The sequence below is a fragment of the Lentzea sp. NPDC058436 genome, assembly GCF_042721515.1.
Lineage (GTDB): Bacteria > Actinomycetota > Actinomycetes > Mycobacteriales > Pseudonocardiaceae > Lentzea.
In genome coordinates this window covers 439,070-457,833 of the sequence record NZ_JBHXLF010000002.1, presented here as the reverse complement: position 1 = coordinate 457,833, position 18,764 = coordinate 439,070, and the positions used below count along the sequence as shown (strand labels likewise).

Sequence of the window (18,764 nt, the reverse complement as noted above, 5' to 3'; positions counted from 1 at the left end):
CGGGCCGGCCCTCGACGGCCCACGAGCTGTGGTCACACGCGGTTGCGAAACAGCGTTAGTCCGTTATCGGACGTGATGAGTCTTTAGTTGCGACAACAGGTTGGACAAGCGACTTTCGTACGGTCTCAGCCGGCGAGCGCGAAAAGGTCGTCCCGGTCGCCCGACTGCTTGAGCTGGGCGAGCGACTGCTTCTCGAGCTGGCGGATCCGCTCGCGGGTCAGGCCGAGCTCCTCCGCGACCTCCTGCAGGGTGCGGGCACGCCCGTCCTCCAGTCCGTAGCGCAGGCGCATGATCCGGCCCTGCCGCTCGGGCAGGACGTCCAGCAGGGAGCGCACGCCCTCGGTGAACTCCTGCTGCTCCACGAGATCCGGCGCCGACACGCCGTCGGTGTCCTGGATCAGGTCGCCCAGCACCGAGTCGCCCTCGTCGCCGACCGGCGTCTCCAGCGACACGCACGTGCGGGCCGCGTCACGCAGGTCCTGCACGCGTTGCGGCGAGCACTTGGCCTCGGCGGCGATCTCCTCGACCGTCGCCTCGCGACCGAGCGCCGCCGACAGCTTCTGGCCGATCTTCTTGAGCTTGTTGACCTCTTCGACCACGTGCACCGGCAGGCGCACGGTGCGGGTCTGCTCGGCCAGGCCGCGTTCGATCGCCTGGCGGATCCACCACATCGCGTACGTGGAGAACTTGTAGCCCTTGGCGTAGTCGAACTTCTCGACCGCGCGGATCAGGCCGAGGTTGCCCTCCTGGACCACGTCGCCGAACGGCAGGCCGCGGAACGAGTGCTTCTTCGCGACCGACACGACCAGGCGCAGGTTCGCGCGGATCATGTGGTCCTTGGCGCGCTCGCCGTCCGCGACGAGCCTGCGGAGCATGCGGCGATCGTGCTTCGTCTCACCGGTCTCCAGCAGGTGCGCGGCGTAGACACCGGCCTCGATGCGCCGTGACAGGTCGACCTCCTCGGACGCGGTGAGCAGCGGCGTGCGCCCGACGTCGCGCAGGTACTGGCCGACCGAGTCCCCGTCCTGCTGTCCGGACGCGCGGTTCTTCAGATCTGCGGGCATGACAAATCCCCCTTGTCCGTTGGCAGGAGTGACAGCCGGAAGTGGCTGCACTTGTGTGTAACGGTCAAGAGGCCTTGGTCATTCCGCGGTTTCGCCTGTGACCTCAGCCTCACCCGTGTGCTCGCGCCGCAGCCGCACCTGCGTGATCGCGTGGTGTTCGACCCGCAGCACCTCGATCGACCACCCGGAGACGTGCACCACGTCACCCGGTTCCTCCGGGATGCGGCCCAGCAGCAACAGCACCAGACCGGCGACCGTCGAGTACGGACCCTGCGGCGCGTCCCTCAGTTCGACGCCGACGTCGACCAGGTCGTGGACCGGGAACGTGCCGAGCAGCTCCATCGAACCGTCCGGTTCGGTCCTGACCGCCACCACGTCGGAGTCGGTCTCGTCGTAGATCTCACCGACGATCTCCTCCAGCAGGTCCTCCAGCGTCACGATCCCGTCGACCGCGCCGTGCTCGTCCACGACGAGGGCGATCTGCTCGTGCTCGGCCTTCATGCGCCGCAACGCGTCGGTGACGCGCACGGAGTCCGGCAGCACCATCGGGGCGCGTGCCACGTCCGCCACGGCCACGTCGTCGTCGAGCAGGTCGCGCAGGTGCACCACGCCGACCACGTCGTCCAGGTGACCGTCCTTGGTCACCGGGGCCCTCGAATGTCCCGACCTCGCCAGGATTTCCCGTGCGGTGGCGGTGTCCAAACCTGATTCGAGGATCGTCACCTGCCGGCGTGGCACCAGGACCTCGCGCAGCCGCCGTTCGTGGATCTCCAGCGCACCGGTCATGATCGTGCGCTGTTCCTGGTTGAGATGTTGTTGCACCTCAACGAGATCACGCAGTTCCTCCGCCGACATCTGCTCGTCGTCGGCGTTCGGGTCGCCGCCGAAGACCCGCACCACGACGTCGGTCGACTTGCTGAGAAGCCACACCGCCGGGCGCGAGATCGTCGACAGCAGGTCGAGCGTGCGGGCGACGATCTTCGACCAGCGCACCGCGTACTGCATCGCGAGCCGTTTGGGCGCCAGTTCGCCGAAGACCAGCGTGACGAACGTCAGCACCACGGTCACGAGCGCGATCGCCACGCCGTTCGCGGCGCCTCCGAGGAAGCTCAGCAGCGGCACGATCGGCGCGGCGAGCGAGACCGCCGCCGTCGCCGAGGCGAGGAAGCCGGACAGCGTGATGCCGATCTGGATCGTCGCGAAGTACCTGTTCGGATCACGGGCCAGCCGGACCAGCCGGCGGTGCCCCTCCCGCTCCAGCGAGCGCAGTTGTCCCTCTCGAAGGGACACGAAAGCCATCTCGCTGCCCGCGAACGCCGCGTTGAGCAACACCAGCACCGCGACCAGCGCGAGGTTGAAGCCATAACCATCCACACGTTTGAGGTAGCACGCGCAGTGGTAATTCGCACCCTGACGGCCGTCTTGAGCAGCCAGGAGGGCCTCAGCCGAACTTGAGGTGGGATGGAAATGGACACCCCTGAGGTGCTGAGCACCTCCGCGAGGACCTTGCACACCCTGCCGGAGGACGACGTCGACCTCGCCGCGATGCGCGAGTGGGTCGGGGCCCTGTTGAGGGACATGTCCGAGGACGTCAGGCTCGACGTCCTCCTCGTGTGCACGGAGCTCGCCAGCAACGCGTACGAGCACGCCGAAGGGCCACGCGCCGTCCGGGTGCAGCGACATACCGACTTCGTCCGGGTGGAGGTCGACGACCACACACCGGCCGAACTGCCACAACTCGGTCAGTCGCGGCTCGGGGCCTCGCGGGGGCGCGGGCTGTTGCTCATCTCACGGCTCTCCCGGTGCTGGGGCACGCGCGAGTTCATCGGCGGGAAGACCATCTGGGCCGAGGTGAACGCATAGGTCGTCCGTGCGTTTCGCACAGACGACTCGTGACACCGCACGGATGGGTCTTGCGGCGGGGCCGTTCGATCCTCGAAGCATGACGACAACGGTTTCGCCGGCGGTTCGGCCGCTGGTGCGCCACGGAGCCGAGATGCTCGTGGCGATGCTGGTCGGGATGGCCCTGCTGGGGCACCTGTGGACGCCTGAGCGCGTCGAGCTCGCCGCCCTGTGGATGGCGGTGTCGATGTCCGTGCCGATGGCGTTGTGGATGCGCTATCGCGGACATGGGCGGATCTTCGAGATGTGCGCGGCGATGGCCGTGCCGTACCTCGTGCTGCTGGTGCCGCACTGGCTCGGGTGGCTGGGCGCCGACGAGGTCATGATGGGCGGGCATCTGCTGATGCTGCCCGCGATGGCCGTCGTGCTGGTCCTGTTCCGGCACGAGCACGGGGTGCCCAGCACGAATCCGGTGGTCAGGGCGCTGGGTGACCGCTGGCCTGCCGTGATCGCGCTGGCGATCACGTTCGACTTCTGGCAGGCACACGTCGTGCCTCCCGTGTGGACCTTGCTGGTGTGTCAGGCCGTGTACCTGTTCTGCGGACGACGGGCGCCACGGGTGCAACTCGTCGTGTTCAGCCTGTACGCCGCGCTCGCCGTGGCCGTGATCATGGTGTCGGCGTCGGCGGGCGTCGTGCTGATCGCGCTGGGATGGGGCGCGCACGCCGTGTGGGACCTGGTGCACCACGTGCGCGACGCCGTCGTGCCGCGTTGGTGGTCGGAGTTCTGCGGCGTGTTCGACCTGGTCATCGCGGCCACGATCCTGATCGCGTGGTTCTAGGCTGATGGCGATGAACGACCTTCCGCACACCGCCCTGCGCGGCACACTCCACGTGCTGTGGGTGGGCTCGCTCGTCGTGCCGCTGGTGTCGGTGCTGCGCGAGCCGTCCGCGATGCGCTGGTTCGGGGTGCTGGGCCTGCTGGTGCTGGCCGTGGCGTTCGCGGTGACGTTGCGGGGCGGGCCGGTGTGGGTGCTCGGCGGCGCGATCCTGCTGTCGATGCCGCTGGTGGCGCCGGCCGGGCCGGACGAGCTCTTCACGTGGGCGTGGATCGGTGGTGCGGCGGCGGGGTTCGCACCGTTGCTGCTCAGCGGGCCGTGGAGGTGGCTGGCCGCCATCGGCGCCGTGGTGGTGGCGGGGGTCGTCGGGCAGTTCGTCGACCACTACTACACGGGCTACCAGATGATCGCGTCCCTGGTCGGGCTGACGATCATCGCGATGGCGGGGCTGCCGATGTGGTTCGCGGGCCTGCTCGCGCAGGCGCGTGCCGGGCGTGAGGCGCAGTCCGAGCTGGCGGTGAGCGAGGAACGGCTGCGGTTCGCCCGTGACGTGCACGACCTGCTGGGCCACCGGCTGACCGTGATCGCCCTGAAGTCCGAACTGGCCGGCCGCCTGGCCTCCTCGGACCCGGAGAGGTCGGCCGCGGAGGCGTTCGAGGCCCAACGGCTGGCGTCGTCGGCGTTGGAGGAGGTGCGTGACGCCGTGCACGGCTATCGCGCCGTGAGCCTGCCCGAGCAGCTTGAGGCCGTGCGGAACGTTCTGCAGGAGGCCGGCATCCGTTGCAGCGTGTCTTCCGTGCCGGTGGACGGTGAGCGCGCCACGCAGCTGGCGTTGGCGTTGCGCGAGGCGTGCACCAACGTGCTGCGGCACAGCCACGCGACGTGGTGCATGATCGACGTCGCTGTCGCCGGGGAGGAGGTGCGGATGACCGTCACGAACGACGGCGCCGAGAAGCCCTCCACCGAGGGCAACGGGCTGCGTGGCCTGCGCGAACGGCTCGCGGCCGTGGGCGGTCAGGTGTCCGTGGAGAAGTCCGGCGACGTGTTCACGCTGCAGGTCGTGGTGCCCGCGTGATCAGGGTGCTGCTGGCCGACGACGAGGAGCTGATCCGCGACGCGCTCGCGGCGCTGCTCGACCTCGAGCCGGATCTGGAGGTGGTGGCCCGCGCGGGAGACGGCCGGGCCGCCGTGGAGGCCGCGCGGGCGCACCGCCCGGACGTGGCCGTGGTGGACCTGCAGATGCCATCGCTGGACGGCCTGGAGGTGACTGTCGAACTGGCCCGCGTGCTGCCGTCGTGCGCCGTGGTGATCCTGACCGGCCGCGGCCGCCCACCGCACCTGCAACAGGCCCTGCACGCGGGCGCGAAGGGCTTCCTGCCCAAGGGATCACCCGGCGGCACGCTGGCCGACGTGATCCGCCGCGTGCACGCCGGTTCCCGCTGGGTCGACCCGGCCCTGGCAGCCGACGCACTGGCCGCTCCCCCGTGCCCGCTGACGCAACGCGAGCTGGAGGTGTTGCGGCTCAGCGAGTTCGGCACCCCGGTCGCCGAGATCGCCTCGCGCACGTCGTTGTCCGCGGGGACCGTGCGCAACCACCTGTCGGCCGCGGTGGCCAAGCTCGGGGTGGGGAGCCGCGCGGAGGCGTTCTCGCTGGCGCACGAGCACGGCTGGCTCTGACCGTGAGCGAGCACTCCGTCCGGCTGGTCGAGGTGTCGCTGACCGCCGCGGAGGCTTCTCGTCGCGCTCCCGTCGTGACCGCGTGGCTGCTGGAGCGCGGTGTGATCGCCGCCAACGATTCGTGGGACCCCTTGATGGCGCCGAGCGAGTTCCAGGCGGGGCCTGGGAGTTCCTCGGTCTGCTCTTCGGCCGTTGCCGGCCCCAACACCGGCGTGGACGTGGTGGTGGAGCGGCGCGTGCACCACGCCGGCGGCAACTACGAACCGCCCGCGTGCCCTGGGTGCGGTTCGGCCGTCCCGGACCACCTCGACCTGATCGAGCCCTGGTTGTGCACAGGCGTCGAGCCGTCGGTGCGGTGCGCCTGTGGACTGTCCACTTCGGCCGGTGACCTGGTCGGGGTCTGGGCTTGCCACGTCGGCGAGCTGGCCGTGGTGTTCCACAACTGGCCGGTGCCGGCCCCGGCGTTCGTCACGGCGTTGAGTGCTGTGATGGGTCCGCGGACTCGTGTGGTGATCGGCCGGACGTAAGTAGGTCGAACGCGTGCGCGCGGTGCACCGCGAACAACTTCAGCGCCCCCTCCACGTTCCCCAGCCGCAACGCCGCCACCAGGTCCCGGTGCTCCTCGCGGATCTGCTCCAGGTACCCGTCCGTGCTCACCTGCACGCGCGTGATCAGGAACAGCTGCACCTGCGACCGGATCGCCTCCCAGGCCTGGACCAGCCGCGAGTGCCCGGCCGCGGCGTACACGGCGTCGTGGAAGGCGATGTCGCACCGCACCATCTCGTGCGGCGTCCTGGCACGTTCCATCTCCTCCGCGGCCGCCGCGATCCGGTCCAGCGACGCACCCGTCGCCACGACGCGCTGAACGGCGAGCACCTCCAAAGCACCGCGCAGGCTGTCCAACTCGGCGACGTCCTGCAACGACAACACCGCCACAGTCGTCCCGCGATGCCACTCCGCGTTGACCAGGCCTTCCCCAGCCAGCGACCGCAACGCGTCCCGAACCGGCCCCCGTGAGACCTCAAGCGCCTCGGCCAACTCCACCTCGCGCAACGCGCTGCCCGGCGGGTAGCGACCGTCGAAGATCGCCTCGCGGACCATGTCCGCGACCTCGCTGCCCAACCCGCGCCGCCGTGCCGGCCCCACCGTCATGTGAGCAATGTTAACAACCAACATCTTGTCGCAATGTTAACATCCCTACATGCCGAACATCCCGCGCTTCCACCTCGCCATGCCCGTCGACGACCTCGCCGCCTCCCGCCACTTCTACGGCGAGACCCTCGGCCTCGAACAGGGCCGCAGCTCCGACACCTGGATCGACTGGAACCTGCACGGCCACCAGTTCGTCACCCACCTCGCACCGCGCAGGACCGAGCGGGCCAGCAACCCGGTCGACGGCCACGACGTACCCGTCCCCCACTTCGGCCTGGTCCTGACGGTCGACGAGTTCCAGGTGCTCGCGGACAGGCTGAAGGCCGCCGGCACGAAGTTCGTCATCGAGCCGTACGTGCGGTTCAAGGGGGAGGCCGGCGAGCAGTGGACGATGTTCCTGCTGGACCCGGCGGGCAACGCGCTGGAGTTCAAGGCGTTCGCGGACGACGCGCAGGTGTTCGCGGTCTGAGTGGGCCGGTGGCCGGAGGGGCCTGCGGCCCGGCCGGGTCCGCGACTTGAACGGGCCTGTGGCTCGGCGGGCTCCTTCGGCCTGATGAACCGCAGGCCGAAGGAGCCCGCCGCCCGCAAGGCCTCGCAACCCGCAAGCCCCACAGGCCGCAAGCCCCCGACCCCGCAGACCACCGACCACACGCCTCCGCCGCAACCCCACAGGCCCTGCAGACCGGAAGCCCGCAACCCGCGGGCTCGCCACCCTCAGCCCGCAAGCTCCGCAGAGCCCCCACCAGCCTCAACCCCGCAGCCCGCAGAGCCCTCGCCGCCCACAAACCCCCACCCCCACCGCGGCCCTCACCCCAAGCAACCTAAAGGACCACCTAAAAATCTTGCACAACGCGCAAGTTTCGGTAGCTTGGAGGTGACGCCGAGCCACGACCTGGTCACACCGGGTCAGACAGGGGAAGCCATGACCACGGCCGAGCGGCAGCGCAACGCGGCGGAGCTCATCCGTCCCCAGCTGCCTGCCGAACTCATCGAGAAGCGCGCCGGGTGCCCGTTCGACCCCGCTACCGGCCTGACCGAGCTGAGCGGGCAGGGGCGGATCCACCGGATCGAGCACAACGGCGACGTCGTCTGGCTCGTCACCGGGCACGACGAGGCCCGGGCGGTGCTGGCGGCGCCGCAGATGAGCTCGGACCGGATCAACAGTCCGCGTGCCAGGGCGCTGATCTCCCCCGAGCTGCACGCGGAGATGTTCCCGCCGGAGCGGCAGGCCGGGTCGTTCATCTTCATGGACGCCCCGCGGCACACGCGCTTCCGCCGGTTGCTGACCGGGCAGTTCACCGTGCGCCGGATGCGTGACCTGACGCCGCGCGTGCACGAGATCGTCACCGAGGCGCTCGACGCGATGATCGCGAAGGGGGCGCCCGCCGATCTCGTGCACGACTTCGCGCTGCCGGTGCCGTCACTCGTGATCTGCGAGCTGCTCGGCGTCGACTACGGCGACCGCGACGAGTTCCAGCAGCGCACGGCCAAGCTGCTGAGTCTCAGCACGACGGTCGACGAGCAGATCAAGAACAACCTCGCGATGCGCCAGTTCATGCAGAAACTGGTGCGCGCCAAGCAGGAGAACCCCGGCGACGACTTGCTGTCCGGGCTGGTGCGCGACACCGACCTCAACGAGGACGAGCTCGTCGGCATCGCGAACCTGCTGCTGATCGCGGGCCACGAGACGACGGCGAACATGCTGGCGCTCGGCACGTTCGCGCTGCTGGAGCACCCCGAGCAGTTCGCCCGGCTGCACGAAGACCCGGAGTTGATCGACAACGCCGTCGAGGAGCTGCTGCGGTACCTGTCGATCATCAGCTCGGGTGTCTCGCGGCACGCCAAGGAGGACGTCGAGATCGGCGGCGTCACGATTCGCGCCGGTGAGACGGTCGTGGTGTCGGTGCCCGCGGTCAACCGCGACGACAGCCAGTACGAGGAGCCGCACGAGCTCCGGGTGGACCGGCCGCGCGGGCACCACGTGGCGTTCGGGCACGGGATTCACCAGTGCCTCGGCCAGCAGCTCGCGCGGGTGGAGATGGCGGTGGGCTTCACCGAGCTGTTGCGCCGGTTGCCGACGCTGAAGCTCGCCGTGCCGGCCGACGAGATCCCGCTGCGGACCGACATGTCGATCTACGGCGTGCACTCCCTGCCGGTCACCTGGTGAACCCGGCGCCGAGCTGGTCGATCATCCGGCCGACCAGCTCGGCGGCCGTGTAGCGCTCCGTGGCCTGAGGGGTGTCCAGCCACCACTGCATGACCGCGCGCATCGACGCGAGGATCGTCGAGGCCGTCACCGCCGGGTAGGGATCGACCAGCGGATCCACCCCGCAGCGCACCGCGATCGCCTCCGTCAGCGCCTGTTCGCGGGCCGAGTAGGCGGCGAACACGTACGGCAGCAGTGCCGGGTGGCGGCGCAGCTCGCGGAGCTGGCGGAGCCGGTCGAGGTCGACGTGGCTCGGGTAGATCGAGTGCAACGCCTCGCGCAGCGCGACCAGCACCGGTTCGTCCGACGGGCGTGAGGCGAACTCCTCCACGAACGCGAGCGCCGTGGCCGTGTCGCCGGCGACGACCGCCTCTTCCTTCGACGAGAAGTAGTTGAAGAACGTCCGCAGCGACACGCCGGCCGCCCGAGCGATCTGATCGACCGTCACCCGGTCGAGGCCGTGCTCCACGCACAGACTCCAGGCGGCGTCACCCAGCGCTTCCCTGGTCGCCGCCTTCTTGCGTTCACGCAGGCCTGTCACGAAAGAAGAGTAAAGCGTACCGGAAATTGGTGTAGACCTTGTCACCCACGTGAGCACCTCACTACGGTCCGTGAGAACGCTCTCACGAGACCTACGGAGGACCGGGTGCGCTTACTCGGAGTCGTCGTGCTGACCGGCGCCCTGCTCACCGCCGGACAGGCCCAAGCCACTCCCCCGAGACCGTCGGCGGCGGCGCCGACCGTCACGCTGATCACCGGTGACCAGGTCCTCACCGGCCAGCGCGCGGTCAAGCCGGCCCCCGGCCGTGAGCGCGTCCTGTTCTCCACCTACACCGTGCAGGGCCATGAGTACGTGGTGCCGCACGACGCCATCCCGCTGATCGCGGACGGCCGCCTCGACGAGCGGCTCTTCGACGTCACCGAGCTCGCCACGTACGACGGCGCTCTGCCGGTGATCGCCACCTACCCCGAGGGCACCCTCAGCGCGCAGTCCGGACTTCAGTTGCGCAGCATCAACGGCGTGGCGTTCGACGCGGCCAAGACCCCGCTCGTGGGCACCCTCGCCACCTCAAGCGCCAAGAAGATCTGGCTCGACGCCAAGCGCAAGGCGAACCTCGACCGCAGCGTCGCCCAGATCAACGCCCCGGCCGCCTACGCGGCGGGCTTCACCGGCAAGGGCGTCACGGTCGCCGTCCTCGACACGGGCGTCGACAACACCCACCCGGACCTCCAGGACCGCGAGATCGGCGAGCGCAACTTCACGAGCTCGCCGGACAACGTCGACCGCTACGGCCACGGCACGCACGTCGCGTCAATCGTGGCGGGCACCGGCGCGAAGAGCGGCGGCAAGTACCGCGGTGTCGCGCCGGACGCGAGCATCCTCGACGTGAAGGTGCTGGGCGACAACGGTTCCGGCCAGGACAGCGGGATCATCGCCGGCATGGAGTGGGCGATCGAGCAGGGCGCCCAGATCATCAACATGAGCCTCGGCGGCTACGACACCCCCGCGGTCGAGCCGCTCGAAGAGGCCGTGAACCGCCTCAGCGCCGAGAAGGGCACGTTGTTCGTCATCGCCGCCGGCAACAGCGGTCCGAACGCGCGCACCGTCGGTTCGCCCGGCTCGGCCGACGCGGCACTGACCGTCGGCGCGGTGGACCACGACGACAAGATCGCCGACTTCTCCAGCCGCGGCCCGACGCAGGCAGGCACGCTCAAGCCCGACCTCACCGCACCCGGTGTCGGCATCGTCGCCGCGCTGCACTCCGCCGGCCGGATCGGCCCGCCGGTCGCCGAGGGCTACACCTCGCTCGACGGCACGTCGATGGCCACCCCGCACGTCGCGGGCGCGGCGGCGCTCCTGCGTCAGCAGCACCCCGAACTGGACGGCACCGCCCTCAAGGCGCGGCTCACCGGCACCACGACGCCCACCGCGAACCTCACGCCGTTCGAGCAGGGTTCCGGCCGCGTCGACGTCGCCAAGCTGATCAAGCAGAACGTGACGTCGAGCCCGACGAGCCTCAGCTTCGGCTCGCACCAGTGGCCGCACACCGGGGAAACCCCGCTGAGCAAGGAGATCACCTACTCCAACGCGGGCTCCGAGCCGGTCACGCTCGACCTGTCCACCGACACCACCGGCACGCTGTTCACCGTCTCCCCCGCGACTCTCACGGTCCCGGCGGGCGGCACGGCCAAGGCCACCGTCACCGCGGACCTGGCCAAGCAGCCGGCGGGCGGTGTGTTCGGCGGCTCGGTCGTCGCGAGCGGCCTGCGCACGGCCGTCGTCGCCGACCTGGAGGTGGAGAGCTACGACCTCACGGTCACCGGCATCCAGCGCTCCGGTGCCACGACGACCTCGACGTTCGCCAGTCTCACCAACGTCGACACGGGCGCCCGCGTCTGGCCGAACAGCACGACCGGCCTCGCCCGCGTGGCCAAGGGCCGCTACATCCTCACCGGCAGCGTGATGTCGTCCGGAACCGGTCCGTACACCCACGACGTCATCAACTACCCGAACCTGACGGTCTCGGGGCCGGCGACGATCACCCTCGACGCCCGCCAGGCCAAGCCGGTCAAGGTGACCCTGCCGGTGACCGCGCAGCTCTCGTTGCTGCAGACCGGTTTCGAACGCGTCGTCAACGGCACGAACTACACCTTCGGCAACTTCTCCGTCGGCGGCTCCGTCGACCACCTCGGCGTCGCGAGCATCGGCCCCGAGTCGAAGGAGGTCACCGGCAAGATCGCGACCTTCTGGACCGCGGGCCCCGACTTCTACGGACTCGCCTGGTACCAGAAGGGATCCGCGCCGAACGGCCTGACGAAGACGGTCCTGAAGAGGGACCTCGCGACGGTCAGGGTCGACATGCCCGCCCTGAAGCCGGGCCAGAGCGCGTCGATCGGCCACACCTCGTCCCCCGAGGGACGCGCCGACTGGACCTACGGCTCGCTGGACAACTTCGTCGCGGGCCAGCGCACCGAGTACTACGGCGGCGAGGGCGGTGACTGGTCGCGCAGGTTCAACCTGTTCGACCAGACCGGCAACATCGGCGCGCTCGTCACCCCGCTGCGGCACTACAAGCCGGGCCGGTCGTACGTGGAACCGTTCAACCGCGCGGTGTTCGGCCCCGCACTGCCGCCGGCGCGCGACGTCCCGCACTCGTTCCGCACCGGCGACTTCGTCCGCGTCACCGTGCCGCTGTACGGCGACAGCGCAGGCAACGAGGGCTACGGCCCCACGACCGAGGCGAAGACGACGGTGTACCGCGACGGCGTCAAGGCGGTCGAGACGACCGAAGCGGGCTGGGCGATGCTCGACGTCCAGCCCGGCACCGCGAACTACCGCGTCGAGACGTCCGCGACCCGCGCCAACGCCTTGAGCAGCAAGGTGTCCGGGGTCTGGACGTTCCGCAGCGGCACCACGTCCGAGCGGACCGCGTTGCCGCTGTCGGTCATCCGCTTCACGCCGCAGCTGGACGACGACGGCTTCGCCCACGCAGGCCAGCTGCTCGCGGTGCCGGTCTCGACGCAGTCCCAGGTGGACTCGGTCCGCGTCACGTCCGTCGAGGTCTCCTACGACGGCGGCACCACGTGGAAGCGCACGCCGATCACCGCCAGCCGCGTCCTGCTCGCGCACCCGAAGGACGCGAAGTCGGTCTCCTTGCGCGCCAAGGCGTCCGGCAGCGGTCAGACCGTCGAGCAGACGATCATCGACGCGTACCTGCTGCGCTGACGAACGCGCCCGCGTGCTCGCGAGCCCACGAGGCGAACGAGCGCGCGGGCCGTCCCAGCACGTCCTCGACGTCCGAGACCACCGTGTACCCCTCGGCGGGCATGTCCTTCTTCCACCGCAACAGGAAGTCGGCCACCTCGGCGGGCCGTCCGGCCGCGAGCATCTCGTCGCGCGCCTCCTGCTCGGACTGCTCGACGTAGGTGATCTCCCGCCCGATCGCCGCGCTGATCGTGGCCACCTGCTGCGGCACGGACAGCGCGTCCGGCCCCGTCAGCGTGTACGTGCGGCCGCCGTGCCCACCCCTCACGAGCACGGCGGCCGCCACCGCGCCGATGTCGCCCTCATGTACGAGCGCACTCCGCGCGTACGCGAACGGCTCCCGCACCTCCCCCAGGTCGCGCACCGACTCGGCCCAGACCAGCGCGTTCGACATGAAGTCCACGGGCCGCAACACGGTCCACTCCAGCGAACTCGCGGTGACCGCGTCCTCCAGCGGGCTCCGCGACCCGCTCCACAGCACGGTGACCCTGCGAACGCCCGCCTTCTCCGCCCGCGCCACCAGGTCCGGCCCGGTGAGCAGCTCCGCGTAGTCGTCACCCGCGTTCGTCAGCAGGTGCACTCCGGTCACGCCGTCGAACGGGATCGTCTCCGGCCTGGTCAGGTCGCCCTCGACGACCTCGACCCCGGCCGGAAGTCGTGCCGCGGCCGCGTTCCTGGTGACCGCGCGGACCTCCTGGCCCAGCGCGAGCAGCTCGTTCACCACCTGGCGTCCGGCGTTCCCGGTCGCCCCCGTCACGAGAACCGTCATGGACCCGACCGTAGAACCTGTAGTTAGCTGGAGATCAAGCGAAGGGAGCCGGGGTGCGCGAACTGACCGACGAGATCGTCGCCGGCCACCGTCCACCGCGCGCCAAGCCCGCGCCGGTCGGGGTGAGCGTTCCCGGCCGTCACGTCGCCGAGGTCGCGCGGCACCCCGACGGCAGGCTGGCGGTGATCACCTGGTCGTCGCCGGAGATCGATCCCGGCCTGCTGAACCCGGCGCTGCACGTGATCGAGAACGGCCGGATCACCGACCTGGGCCGGACACCCGCGGACGCCGGTTCGCCGGTGTGGTGGGGCGACGAGGTCTGCTACCTGGCGCTCACACCGCCGCACCTGCAGGGCGGCAACGCCGTGTTCGACCAGCGCCACCGCAACCTCACCGAGGGCATGCGAGCATGCCCGATCGACCTCGTGCAGGACGACGGCAACGCGCCGGTCGTGGTGGTCGCGACCGGGCTCGACACGGAGTTCCAGCGCCTCGACGGCACCTTCCTCGGCCGCGTCAGGGGATCACACCTGCCGCCCCGCTACGACGACCTCGACGGCATCGCCTGGGGCACGCAGGAGCGCCTGCACTACCGCGCCCGCGACGGCCTCGAACTCGACGGCCTCCTGGTGCTCCCCGTCGGCGCCACAGAACGAGACGGACCGTCTCGTCTCGTCACGATCGTGCACGGCGGCCCCTACGACCGCTGGACGGACGACCTGCAGCTGCACTGGGTGCCGTCCGGGCAGTGGTTCGCCCACCAGGGCATCGCGACCTTCCTGCCCAACCCGAGAGGCGGACAGGGGCACGGCCACGCGTTCGCGGCCGCCGTCGCGAAGAAGGTCGGCCAGGAGGAGTGGCACGACGTCGAGGCGGGCATCGACCTGCTCGTCGCCAGGGGGATCGCCGATCCGGACAGGCTGGGCATCGCGGGCTGGAGCCACGGCGGGTTCATGGCCGCCTGGGCGACCACGCGCACGGACAGGTTCAAGGCGGCGCTGGTCGGGGCGGGAATCTCCGACTGGCCGCGGCTGATCAACACCGGCGAGTGGGGCGCGTTCGAGGCGGCGCTCGGCGACAGCGCGGAGCACAGCCCGCTCACCTACGCGTCCAGGATCAGCACGCCGATGTTGATCGTGCACGGCGCGGACGACACCAACGTGCCGGTGGAGCAAGCCGAGCTGCTGCACCGGGCCGTCGAGCACTCCGAACTCGTCGTCTACCCCGGCGAGGGGCACTCGCTGCGGCGGCGTGAGCACAGGCTGGATCTGCTGAACCGAACCAGAAGGTTGTTCGCGAAGCTCTGAAACTTGCGCAAGCTTTACGCAACAACCGCAAGCCCGCGGCAAGCGAGCGCAAGCAGCCGCATCGAGATCAAATCAAATTTTTCGGGCAGATTCGGGCCCGAACCTCCGCCGACCCGCTCTGTCCAGCCGCTGGTGATCGCCCTTGCGCACGCTGGGACACTGGTCGAACACGGGTTGCAGCACCCATCTTTCCTGTTCAGAGCTCTATGTCGCAAATTTGCGCAATCACGTCGAGATATTGCGGTAATCTGCTGGACACTTCTACGGTGAGGCGCGCCACACCCCCTCGCGTCCCCACCGAGAAGGGCCAAGCCCGCCATGTCACCGACGACACGCGCTCGCTCCCTGCTAGCCCCGATAACGGCACTGGTCACCGTCGCGGCCACCCTGACGATCTTCCCCGCGGCCCAGGCGGCACCGGTCGGCCTCGACCTCTCGAAGCAGACCCGGATCGACCAGGTCACGCTCACGTCGTCCCGCAACAGCAGCGAAACCTTCGCCGTGCAGACGAGCCTCGACGGCAGAGGCTGGTCGACTCTCGTCGCGGAACGACCACACGAGTTCAAGAACGGCAAGGTGACCTTCCAGGTCGACCCGACGCTGGTCCGGCACGTCCGCGCCACCAGGACCACGGCCAAGCTCGAAGTCCGCGAAGCGGCGGTCAGCGCGCAGTTGCAGGCCACCTACAGCGCGAGCAGCGTCAGCCAGAACTACGGCCCCGGCAACGCGGGTGACGGCAACCAGGGCACGTACTGGGAGAGCGCGAACAACGCGTTCCCGCAGTGGATCCAGGCCGACCTCGGCGCCGCGCTGAAGGCCGACCGGGTCGTGCTGAAGCTCCCGACCGCCGGGTGGGGCGCGCGCACCCAGACCCTCTCCGTGCAGGGCAGCACGGACGGCCAGAACTTCTCGGACCTGGTGGCGAGCAGGGGCTACGAGTTCAACCCGGCGAGCAACAGCACCGTCACCATCGACTTCACCGCCGCCACCACGCGGTACGTGCGGCTGCGGATCACCGCGAACACCGGCTGGCCGGCGGGCCAGATCAGCGAGTTCGAGGTGCAGGGCCCCACGGGCGGTGACACGCAGGCCCCCGCGGCGCCGACCGGCCTCGCCTTCACCCAGCCCCAGTCCGGGCAGATCCGGCTGACCTGGAACGCCAGCAACGACAACGTCGGCGTCACCGCCTACGACGTCTACGCCAACGGCGTCCTGCGCACCACGGTCACCGGCACGACCCACACCGACAGCCAGCCCGACAGCCTGCGCGTGAGCTACCACGTGATCGCCAAGGACGCGGCGGGCAACCAGTCCCCCGCCAGCAACACCGTGACGCGCGAAGGCGCCACCGGCACGAACCTGGCGCAGGGCAAGCCCGTCACCGCGAACAACAACGTGCACAACTTCGTCGCCGCCAACGCGAACGACGGCAACGTGCAGACCTACTGGGAGTCCAACGGTTTCCCGGGAACGCTGACCGTCCAACTGGGATCGAACGCGGACGTCAGCTCGGTCGCGGTCAAGCTCAGCCCCGACACCGCGTGGGGCGCCCGCACGCAGAACATCGAGGTCCTCGGCCGCGAGCAGAACGCGACCGGGTTCACCAGCCTCGTCGCCGGCCGCGACTACCGATTCGACCCGGCGACCGGCAACAGCATCACCATCAACGCCGCGGGGCGGGTCGCCGACCTCCAGCTGCGCGGCACGTCCAACACCGGTGCCCCCGGCACCCAGGTGGCGGAGATCCAGGTGTTCGGCACCCCTGCCCCGAACCCCGACCTCACCGTCACCGGAACGTCGGTCACGCCGACGAGCCCCGTCGAGACCGACCAGATCACGCTCAACGCCACCGTCCGCAACGCGGGCACGGCGGCGTCCGGCGCGACCGACGTGACGTTCTTCCTCGGCACCACGAGTGTCGGCACGGCCCAGGTCGGCGCCCTCGCGGCCGGTGCGCAGGCGAACGTGAGCACCACGATCTCGGCCCGCCCGTCCGGCAGCTACGAGTACACGGCCAAGGTCGACGAGACCAAGAAGGTCGCGGAACAGGACGAGACCAACAACTCGCGCCTGCACCCGTCTCCGATCGTCGTGACGCCGGTCCCGAGCTCCGACCTGGTCGCCGTGCCGTCCTGGTCGCCGAGCAACCCGAGCAACGGCCAGAGCACCACGTTCAGCGTCGCGCTCAAGAACCAGGGCACGATCGCGTCGGCGGCCGGTGCCCACGGCATCACGGTCACGATCCTCAACAGCAGCGGCCAGACGGTCCGCACGCTGACCGGCAGCCACAACGGCACGATCAACGCCGGTGCGACCACCGCCGCGGTCAGCCTCGGCACGTGGCCCGCCGCCGACGGCCGCTACACCGTGCGCACGGTGATCGCCAACGACGGCAACGAGATCCCCGCCAAGCAGGGCAACAACACCAGTGAGCAGTCGCTGTTCATCGGTCGCGGTGCGAGCGTGCCGTGGCAGCACATCGAGGCCGAGGACGCCACCGTCGGCGGTGGCGCGCAGGTCCTCAGTCCGAACAGGACGATCGGCGACCTCGCCGGTGAGGCGTCCGGCCGCCGTGCCGTCACGCTGAACGGCACCGGCCAGTCGGTCGAGTTCACCACGTCGGGTCCGACCAACACCCTCGTCACCCGGTTCTCCATCCCGGACAGCTCCGGTGGCGGCGGCATCACCTCGAACCTCAACGTCTACGTCAACGGCCAGTTCCACAAGGCCATCGACCTGACGTCGAAGTACATGTGGCTCTACGGCAACGAGGCGTCCCCGGGCAACTCGCCGGGAGCGGGCGGGCCGCGTCACATCTACGACGAGGCGAACGTGATGCTCAACTCGACGTTCCCGGCGGGCACGAAGATCAAGCTGCAGAAGGACGCGGCCAACACCACGAACTACGCGATCGACTTCGTGAACTTCGAACAGGTGACGGCCGCTGGAAACCCCGATGCCGCACGCTATGCCGTGCCCGCCGGGTTCACCCACCAGGACGTGCAGAACGCGCTCGACCGCGTCCGGATGGACACGACCGGCAACCTGATCGGCGTCTACCTGCCCGCGGGCACCTACCAGACGCAGCAGAAGTTCAACGTCTACGGCAAGGCGATCCGCGTGATCGGCGCCGGTCCCTGGTTCACCCGGTTCCAGGCCCCGCAGACGCAGGAGAACACCGACCTCGGCTTCTCCGCCCAGTCGTCCGCGAGCGGATCGACGTTCAGCGGGTTCGCCGTGTTCGGCAACTACACGCAGCGCAACGACGGCCCCGGCAAGGTGTTCGACTTCGCCGGCGTCCAGAACATGACCATCGAGAACATCTGGGTCGAGCACATGATGTGCCTGTTCTGGGGCAACAACGTCGACAACAACGTCATCAAGGACAGCCGCATCCGCAACATGTACGCGGACGGGCTCAACATGACGAACGGATCGTCGGGCAACCGGATCGCCAACATCGAGGCCCGCTCGACCGGTGACGACGCGTTCGCGCTGTTCGCCGCCACCGACAACGGCGGCACCGGCCAGCAGAACAACGTGTTCGAGAACCTGAGCGTCACGACCCCGTGGCGCGCGGCCGGTCTCGCTGTCTACGGCGGCAAGAACAACATCTTCCGCAACATCTACATCGCGGACACGCTCACCTACTCCGCGGTGACGATCAGCTCGCTCGACTTCGGTTACCCGATGGAGGACTTCGGGCCCGAGCCGACGACGTTCAGCGGCCTCACCCTGGTGCGCTCCGGCGGACACTTCTGGGGAGCGCAGACGTTCGGCGCGATCTGGATGTTCTCCGCGTCCAAGAAGTACACGGGGATCCGGGTGAGCGACGTCGAGATCATCGATCCGACGTACAGCGGAATCATGTTCCAGACCAAGTACAACGGTGCGGCCGAGAACAGCTTCCAGGACACGGTGTTGTCCAACGTGAGCATCTCGGGCGCGCGCAAGTCCGGCGACGCGTTCGACGCCAAGTCCGGTTTCGGGTTGTGGGCCAACGAGATGCCCGAACCGGGTCAGGGCCCGCCCGTGGGTTCCGTGACCTTCAACGGCCTGCGGTTCAGCAACAACTTCCAGGACATCAAGAACACGACGTCCACCTTCACGATCAACGTCAACAACTGATACCCCTGCCACGAA

The 18,764-nt window shown here is 69.4% G+C and carries 15 protein-coding genes; 10 read left to right on the top strand and 5 right to left on the bottom strand.

What is annotated here, in order from left to right; translation table 11 throughout:
• Positions 1-125: 125 nt before the first annotated feature.
• Positions 126-1,064, bottom strand: a complete 939-nt coding sequence (locus tag ACFWN2_RS09645; RefSeq protein ID WP_382426224.1) for an RNA polymerase sigma factor RpoD/SigA — start codon at positions 1,062-1,064, stop codon at positions 126-128.
• A 78-nt stretch (positions 1,065-1,142) separates the two neighbouring features.
• Complete coding sequence (locus tag ACFWN2_RS09640) at positions 1,143-2,438, bottom strand: hemolysin family protein (protein ID WP_382426223.1); 1,296 nt, start codon at positions 2,436-2,438, stop codon at positions 1,143-1,145.
• 93 nt (positions 2,439-2,531) lie between these two features.
• Between ACFWN2_RS09640 and ACFWN2_RS09635 the strand changes: the two genes are divergently transcribed.
• From ACFWN2_RS09635 to ACFWN2_RS09615, 5 genes are all read left to right on the top strand, one after another.
• Complete coding sequence (locus tag ACFWN2_RS09635; RefSeq protein ID WP_382426222.1) at positions 2,532-2,927, top strand: ATP-binding protein; 396 nt, start codon at positions 2,532-2,534, stop codon at positions 2,925-2,927.
• A 79-nt stretch (positions 2,928-3,006) separates the two neighbouring features.
• The gene (locus ACFWN2_RS09630; protein ID WP_382426220.1) at positions 3,007-3,747 is read left to right on the top strand and encodes a hypothetical protein; all 741 of its coding nucleotides are present in this window, start codon (positions 3,007-3,009) and stop codon (positions 3,745-3,747) included.
• Positions 3,748-3,757: 10 nt separating this feature from the next.
• A complete protein-coding gene (locus tag ACFWN2_RS09625; RefSeq protein WP_382426219.1) occupies positions 3,758-4,819 on the top strand; it encodes a sensor histidine kinase in 1,062 nt (353 codons plus the stop codon).
• A complete protein-coding gene (locus ACFWN2_RS09620; RefSeq protein WP_382426218.1) occupies positions 4,816-5,421 on the top strand; it encodes a DNA-binding response regulator in 606 nt (201 codons plus the stop codon). The genes ACFWN2_RS09625 and ACFWN2_RS09620 overlap by 4 nt, the downstream gene beginning before the upstream one ends.
• 2 nt (positions 5,422-5,423) lie before the next feature.
• The gene (locus tag ACFWN2_RS09615) at positions 5,424-5,948 is read left to right on the top strand and encodes a hypothetical protein (RefSeq protein ID WP_382426217.1); all 525 of its coding nucleotides are present in this window, start codon (positions 5,424-5,426) and stop codon (positions 5,946-5,948) included.
• On the opposite strand, the gene ACFWN2_RS09610 is transcribed toward ACFWN2_RS09615, so the two are convergent.
• Positions 5,890-6,573: a GntR family transcriptional regulator gene (locus tag ACFWN2_RS09610; RefSeq protein WP_382426215.1), complete on the bottom strand. Its 684-nt coding sequence runs from the start codon at positions 6,571-6,573 to the stop codon at positions 5,890-5,892. The genes ACFWN2_RS09615 and ACFWN2_RS09610 overlap by 59 nt on opposite strands.
• A gap of 49 nt (positions 6,574-6,622) precedes the next feature.
• Here ACFWN2_RS09610 and ACFWN2_RS09605 point away from each other — a divergent pair, with 49 nt between their 5' ends.
• Together ACFWN2_RS09605 and ACFWN2_RS09600 are read left to right on the top strand one after the other, a co-directional pair.
• Positions 6,623-7,042, top strand: a complete 420-nt coding sequence (locus ACFWN2_RS09605; RefSeq protein ID WP_382426213.1) for a VOC family protein — start codon at positions 6,623-6,625, stop codon at positions 7,040-7,042.
• 453 nt (positions 7,043-7,495) lie between these two features.
• On the top strand, positions 7,496-8,740 hold the full coding sequence (locus ACFWN2_RS09600; protein WP_382426211.1) for a cytochrome P450: 1,245 nt from the start codon (positions 7,496-7,498) through the stop codon (positions 8,738-8,740).
• On the opposite strand, the gene ACFWN2_RS09595 is transcribed toward ACFWN2_RS09600, so the two are convergent.
• Positions 8,730-9,320: a TetR/AcrR family transcriptional regulator gene (locus ACFWN2_RS09595; protein WP_382426209.1), complete on the bottom strand. Its 591-nt coding sequence runs from the start codon at positions 9,318-9,320 to the stop codon at positions 8,730-8,732. The genes ACFWN2_RS09600 and ACFWN2_RS09595 overlap by 11 nt on opposite strands.
• A 105-nt stretch (positions 9,321-9,425) precedes the next feature.
• Here ACFWN2_RS09595 and ACFWN2_RS09590 point away from each other — a divergent pair, with 105 nt between their 5' ends.
• On the top strand, positions 9,426-12,506 hold the full coding sequence (locus ACFWN2_RS09590; RefSeq protein ID WP_382426207.1) for a S8 family peptidase: 3,081 nt from the start codon (positions 9,426-9,428) through the stop codon (positions 12,504-12,506).
• Here the strand turns inward: ACFWN2_RS09590 and ACFWN2_RS09585 are convergent.
• On the bottom strand, positions 12,481-13,314 hold the full coding sequence (locus ACFWN2_RS09585) for an NmrA family NAD(P)-binding protein (protein WP_382426205.1): 834 nt from the start codon (positions 13,312-13,314) through the stop codon (positions 12,481-12,483). The two genes, ACFWN2_RS09590 and ACFWN2_RS09585, sit on opposite strands and share 26 nt — an antisense overlap.
• Positions 13,315-13,367: 53 nt before the next feature.
• Between ACFWN2_RS09585 and ACFWN2_RS09580 the strand changes: the two genes are divergently transcribed.
• The gene (locus ACFWN2_RS09580; RefSeq protein WP_382426204.1) at positions 13,368-14,621 is read left to right on the top strand and encodes an alpha/beta hydrolase family protein; all 1,254 of its coding nucleotides are present in this window, start codon (positions 13,368-13,370) and stop codon (positions 14,619-14,621) included.
• A 318-nt stretch (positions 14,622-14,939) separates the two neighbouring features.
• Entirely contained in the window at positions 14,940-18,749 is a 3,810-nt protein-coding gene (locus ACFWN2_RS09575) for a discoidin domain-containing protein (protein WP_382426202.1), read from the top strand.
• Positions 18,750-18,764: the final 15 nt, after the last annotated feature.

What these genes read in the sequence shown, in the direction of transcription:
- ACFWN2_RS09645 (WP_382426224.1), bottom strand. Translation starts at nt 1,064, where the DNA reads ATGCCCGCAGATCTGAAGAACCGCGCGTCCGGACAGCAGGACGGGGAC.
- ACFWN2_RS09635 (WP_382426222.1), top strand. Translation starts at nt 2,532, where the DNA reads ATGGACACCCCTGAGGTGCTGAGCACCTCCGCGAGGACCTTGCACACC.
- ACFWN2_RS09630 (WP_382426220.1), top strand. Translation starts at nt 3,007, where the DNA reads ATGACGACAACGGTTTCGCCGGCGGTTCGGCCGCTGGTGCGCCACGGA.
- ACFWN2_RS09625 (WP_382426219.1), top strand. Translation starts at nt 3,758, where the DNA reads ATGAACGACCTTCCGCACACCGCCCTGCGCGGCACACTCCACGTGCTG.
- ACFWN2_RS09610 (WP_382426215.1), bottom strand. Translation starts at nt 6,573, where the DNA reads ATGACGGTGGGGCCGGCACGGCGGCGCGGGTTGGGCAGCGAGGTCGCG.
- ACFWN2_RS09605 (WP_382426213.1), top strand. Translation starts at nt 6,623, where the DNA reads ATGCCGAACATCCCGCGCTTCCACCTCGCCATGCCCGTCGACGACCTC.
- ACFWN2_RS09600 (WP_382426211.1), top strand. Translation starts at nt 7,496, where the DNA reads ATGACCACGGCCGAGCGGCAGCGCAACGCGGCGGAGCTCATCCGTCCC.
- ACFWN2_RS09585 (WP_382426205.1), bottom strand. Translation starts at nt 13,314, where the DNA reads ATGACGGTTCTCGTGACGGGGGCGACCGGGAACGCCGGACGCCAGGTG.
- ACFWN2_RS09575 (WP_382426202.1), top strand. Translation starts at nt 14,940, where the DNA reads ATGTCACCGACGACACGCGCTCGCTCCCTGCTAGCCCCGATAACGGCA.